This window comes from Allobosea sp. P1_A7, assembly GCF_056406775.1.
This window is the reverse complement of sequence record NZ_JBFTZN010000374.1, coordinates 1-4,338: the sequence shown is the minus strand read 5'-3', so window position 1 is coordinate 4,338 and position 4,338 is coordinate 1. Positions and strand designations below refer to the sequence as shown.

4 protein-coding genes and 1 pseudogene are annotated in these 4,338 nt (G+C 68.3%); 1 reads left to right on the top strand and 4 read right to left on the bottom strand.

Going from position 1 to position 4,338, the window contains the following annotated elements; all coding sequences use genetic code 11:
* Positions 1-210 (bottom strand): annotated as a pseudogene (locus AC1D34_RS34455) (3-oxoadipate enol-lactonase); the annotation flags it as partial.
* 378 nt (positions 211-588) lie between these two features.
* Between AC1D34_RS34455 and AC1D34_RS34450 the strand changes: the two are divergent.
* Positions 589-1,455, top strand: a complete 867-nt coding sequence (locus AC1D34_RS34450) for a LysR family transcriptional regulator (RefSeq protein ID WP_441504602.1) — start codon at positions 589-591, stop codon at positions 1,453-1,455.
* Between the two features lie 61 nt (positions 1,456-1,516).
* On the opposite strand, the gene AC1D34_RS34445 is transcribed toward AC1D34_RS34450, so the two are convergent.
* From AC1D34_RS34445 to AC1D34_RS34435, 3 genes are all read right to left on the bottom strand, one after another.
* Positions 1,517-2,908: an AtzE family amidohydrolase gene (locus AC1D34_RS34445; protein ID WP_441504854.1), complete on the bottom strand. Its 1,392-nt coding sequence runs from the start codon at positions 2,906-2,908 to the stop codon at positions 1,517-1,519.
* Positions 2,909-2,964: 56 nt separating this feature from the next.
* A complete protein-coding gene (locus tag AC1D34_RS34440) occupies positions 2,965-3,189 on the bottom strand; it encodes a DUF4089 domain-containing protein (protein ID WP_441504601.1) in 225 nt (74 codons plus the stop codon).
* Positions 3,186-4,338 (bottom strand): regulator (locus tag AC1D34_RS34435; RefSeq protein ID WP_476826661.1); only part of this gene is annotated, 1,153 nt, incomplete at its 5' end. The genes AC1D34_RS34435 and AC1D34_RS34440, both read right to left, overlap by 4 nt.

Sequence of the window (4,338 nt, the reverse complement as noted above, 5' to 3'; positions counted from 1 at the left end):
CTCGAAGGGCGAGGGGCCGTGGTTCGAGCCGCCATGGCCGCGCGTGTCGTAACGCACGCAGCGATATTCGGCCGAGAGCTCGCTGGCGATGGCGTCCCACATCCGATGCGTGGTGCCGAGCGAATTCGAGAAGACCAGGGCCGGCGCGGAGCCCGGCCCGGTGACCGTGTAGAACAGGCGCAGGCCCGGTCCGGTTTCGAGATAGGGCATGATCAGGCTCGCCGGCTTCGGCCGCGGCGCCCCGACAGGGCAGCCGGCGCGCGTTTCGCAAGCCGCGCTGGCGCGGGCCGCAACGGTTCGGTCTCAGACATGGCTCTCCGGCGGCTCTGACGGCCAGCTCAGGTTCGCGGCGGAGTGTTCCTCCTGCGCGAACGCTTCTTCCCTGCTTGTCAGGCTAGGCAGGCATGGTGTCGCTGGACAGGATCGTTTTGGTGTAAATTAATACCCCTACGGTATGGAAGCCCGCTTCCCTGCCGATGCGGTGGGGAAGCCGGGCAGTCGCCCGCGAGCATGTGACAACCGCCGCGATGGCGGTCTCCGGGGTGCAGCCGCCCTGCATCGATCGGAGAGCGGGAGGAGCAGGCAGCGATGGATCTGCGTCATCTGCGCTATTTCACGACCGTCGCCGCCGAAGGCTCGTTCAGCCGCGCCGCCGAGAAGCTCCATATCGCCCAGCCGCCGCTGAGCCGGCAGATTCAGCAGCTGGAGGAGGAGCTTGGCGTGCGCCTGCTCGATCGTGGCCGGCCGATCACGATGACCGAGGCCGGGCGCTATCTCTTCGAGCAGGGGCAACAGGTGCTGCAGCGCGTCGAGGAGATGAGCGCCATGACGACGCGCATCGGCAAGCGCCTGGTGCTGCAGTTCAATGTCGGCTTCGTCGCCTCGACGCTCTACGACACGCTGCCGCAACTGATCCGCGATTTTCGCATCCTGGTGCCGGATGTCGAGGTCCAGCTCCTCGAGATGACGACGCTGGAGCAGATCTCGGCCCTGAAGGACGGTCGCATCGATGTCGGCTTCGGACGCCTGCGCTTCGATGACGACATGCTGGTGCGAAAGGTGCTACGCGAGGAAGGATTATGCGTGGCGGTCGGCGGGGCCCATGCGCTGCTGGCAAGCGGCCGGAAGCCGAAGCTGGCCGATCTCGAGGCGGAACCTCTGATCCTGTATCCGAAGGCGCCCCGGCCGAGCTATGCCGATCAGGTCCTGTCCTTCTATCGCGAGGCGGGGGTCAGGCCGCGCATCGGCATGGAGGTCCGGGACGTGCAGACCGCGCTCGGCCTGGTCGCCTCGGGCGTCGGGATTTGCGTCGTTCCGGCCTCGGTCCGGCGCTTCGGCCGCGACGATGTCCAGTTCCTCGATCTCGACGAGAGATTCACCAGCCCCATCATCGTCAGCTATCGCCGGAACGACACCTCGCTCCTGCTGCAGCAGATCATCGGACTGGCGGGCTGAGGGAGCGCGAGAGGCGCATCCGCCCGGCATCCTGCCCCCTGAGGGGCGGGCGTTCCTGGCTTCACAGGGGTTGAGCCTCCGAGACAGCTTTCAATCCTCGTGCTTCAGGGCGCCACGCGTCATCCAGCCGTGCCTGCCTGGCGGTCGCGACGCCGGCCTGCGCGACGGTATAGGCTGCGCGCAGGCAAAGATCCTCGCGCCAGGGCGGGGCGATCAACTGCACGCCGACCGGCAGGCCGGCCCCGAAGACCGGCACGGCTGCGACCGGCAGGCCGATGCAGGAGATCGGTTGGGTGAACAGGCCGAGATTGGGCCGCAGCGCGACCGTCTCGCCCCGCAGCACCATGGTCTTGCTGCCGATTTCCGGTGCGACGCAGGGCGTGGCCGGCGCGATGATCAGGTCGACCGTTTGAAACAGCTGCATCATCTCGTCATGGAACCAGCGCCGTGCCCGCTGCGCCTGGAGATACCAGGCCGTCGGCTGCAGCGCGCCGGCGAGGAAGCGGTCGCGGGTCTCCGGGTCGAAATCATCGGCGCGCTGCTGCAGCCGCGTGAGATGGAAGGCCGAACTCTCGCCATTGGTGATCAGGAAGGCAGCCGCCCGGGCGATGCCCGCTCCGGCGATATCGAGCGCCCGCGTCGCACCCAGCGCCTGCGCGACTGCGGCGACGGCAGCTTCCGCTTCGGGCATCCCATCGGTCGAGAAATAGCCGCCGGCGACCGCGATACGCAGGCCGTCGACGCCCTGCTTCAGCGTCGGCAGGGTCGCCTCGGCCGCCTGTCGCGCACAGGCCGGATCTCCCGCATCATGGCCCAGCATCAGGTCATAGGCCATCGCGAGGTCGGTCACGTCCCGGGCGAAGGGGCCGAGATGGTCGAGCGAGTCGCAGAACGGAAAGCTGCGCGTGCGCGGCAGCCGGCCATAGGTCGGCTTGAGCCCGAAGACGCCGCAAAGCGAACTCGGCACGCGGATCGACCCGTTCGTGTCGGAGCCGAGCGAGATCGGGGCGAGCCCCGCGGCCGTCGCGGCGCCTGATCCGGAGGATGAACCTCCGGCCACGCGGCTGAGGTCATGCGGATTGCGGCAGGGGCCGTCATGCGCGTTCTCGCCGGTGAAGTCATAGGCGTATTCGCCCATGTTCAGGCCGCCGAGCAGCACGGCGCCGGCTTCCGTCAGGCGCTCGATCAGCACGGCATCGCGCGAGGCGGGCGGGCGCTCGCGGTTGATCTTCGAGCCGGCCCGTGTCGGCAGGCCGGCAATGTCGAACAGGTTCTTGGCGGCGAAGGGCACGCCGGCGAGGGGGCCGAGGGGCGCGCCGGCTGCGTGGCTGGCATCGGTCGCGCGTGCCTGCGCCAAGGCCCTCCCGGCGGTGACGTCGGTGAAGGCATTGATCGCCGGGTTCAGGCGTTCGATCCGCTGGAGGAAGCCGGTGATGACCGCTTCCGCGGTCATCACGCCCTCCCTGATATCGGCCGCGATACGGTGGGCCGGTGCGAAGGCATCGAAGCTCACGCGGGCTCTCCGTCATGCGGGCGCCCGGCGCGGAACACGCCGGCCGGCTCGAAGCTGGCCTCGTCGACGGGCGCGGCGAAGACGATCTCGGACATGGCCTTCGCCACTGCCAGGAATTGCAGGACGACCGGACGCTGCTCCTCGCTGATCGCCAGGCCGAGCGCGGGCGCCATCGCATCGCAATGGCGCGCCGCATCGAAGACGGGTTTCGGTTCGCTCATTCCGCCGGCTCCAGCTTGCCGCGGGGCTCGGTGGTCATCGTCTTCGCCGCGGTCACGACGGAGAGCGAGCGCGCGCAGAGGAAGAGGAAGCCCGCGACGATCGCATAGGCGAGGCTGATCGAGGGTGTGACGCCGAACCCCTTGCCGATGCCGATCGCCTCGCCATGCATCAGGCCGAAATAGGTCAGGACGGCGCCCGCGGCCGCAAAGCCTGCGGCGTGGAGGAACTGCTTCTCGATGACGAAGACGGCGATGGCGCCGAGCACCAGCCCGGACAGGATCGCGCCACCGCCCATCAGTTCGAGCCCGTGATAGAGCACGCCCATATTGGCCATCTTGTCGATGCCGACAGCGGCCGCATYGGTCCCCGCCGCGCCGAGTGCCCCGTCGATCAGCACCTTGGCCCAGGCCGCGAGATGCGGCGTCAGCGCCAGGACGATGGCAGGCGCATGGCTTGCCGGCGTGGTCTGGAAGGCCTGCGCGCCGATCAGCATGCCGATATAGAGCAGGATCGGCGAGATCGCGACGAGCGGGATCAGCGCCAGCAGCAGGGCGATGACGCCGAACCAGCACAGCACGATCACGATCAGCCCGGTCGCGGCGGAATAGCCGATGCGCCCGCCCATCGCCTTCCAGCCGGGGTGGCCGATATAGACGGCGTTGATGAAGGGGTTGCCCATCAGGCAGCCGATCAGGCTGACGACGCCGTCGGCGGTCAGTACCCGCGTCGTCGGGTAATGGTCACCGGCCGCTTCCGCGCTCTCGACATTGTCCATGGCCTCGACGAGATCATAGATGCCGAAGGGGATCGCCGTGACGAGGATGATGCCGAGATAGGAGAAGCCGGAGAAGACATGGTCGACTGCCGGCAGCGGCAGCGAGAAACCGAAGGTCGAGAAGGCGGCGCCCAGCTTGGCGAGGCTCAGGCCCCCGACATCGAGCCCGAGCAGCGCCGACCCCCAGGCGATGACCATGCCGAAGGCGATGGCGACCAGCCCCGCCGGGATGCTGCGGGGATAGCGCACGCCGCCGAACCAGCTGACCAGGATGATCGCAAGGCAGGTGAGACCGATCGCCGGTGTCAGGAAAATCTCGAGTGCCGGGCGCATCGAAATGAAGGCGATCGAGACGCCGGCCAGCGTGCCGAGC